The 474-nt window shown below is 66.2% G+C and carries 1 protein-coding gene; it reads right to left on the bottom strand.

Annotated elements, in window-relative coordinates; all coding sequences use genetic code 11:
- Nucleotides 1-474 (bottom strand): DUF6531 domain-containing protein (locus H0Z09_RS27560; RefSeq protein ID WP_238340313.1); only part of this gene is annotated, 474 nt, incomplete at both ends.

A 474-nucleotide genomic window follows, 5' to 3' on the forward strand; every position in this document is an offset into this window, starting at 1 on the left:
TGCGGTACAACCGTGTCCACTCAAACGGCAAAACCCCGTCCAGCACCCCATCGGTCAGCGTCAGCAATTCCTCGCCCGTGACCATCGACACCGGGCAACCGTTGGTGGCGGTCTTGTCCGAAGCCGCCGCCGCATCCCCCGCCGGGTTCTTCGCAACCGCAGGCACGTCATCGACATGTTCCTGCCGCACCAACGCCGTCCGCTGGGTCTTGTTGCGAACCATCGGCACCGGATTCGAAACCAGCTGATCCCCAGCCTTCAACGGCGCAACCGGCACGGCCTTGATCGGCGTCGCCGCGCTCCCCAGCAGCAACGGCTTGGCCACTTCGACATGCGGCTCCAACCCAGGCCCCACAAGCTGATCCGCCAACCTTTGCAGCCAGGTGCGCACCCACCCGGACTTGATAGGCCCCAGCGTCTGGACCCCCAGCCGAACCTGCACCCCCATGCCCCGCGTCGCCCAGGCCAGGAACA

The organism is Pseudomonas sp. SWRI18, from assembly GCF_014268345.1.
Taxonomy (GTDB): domain Bacteria; phylum Pseudomonadota; class Gammaproteobacteria; order Pseudomonadales; family Pseudomonadaceae; genus Aquipseudomonas; species Aquipseudomonas cedrina.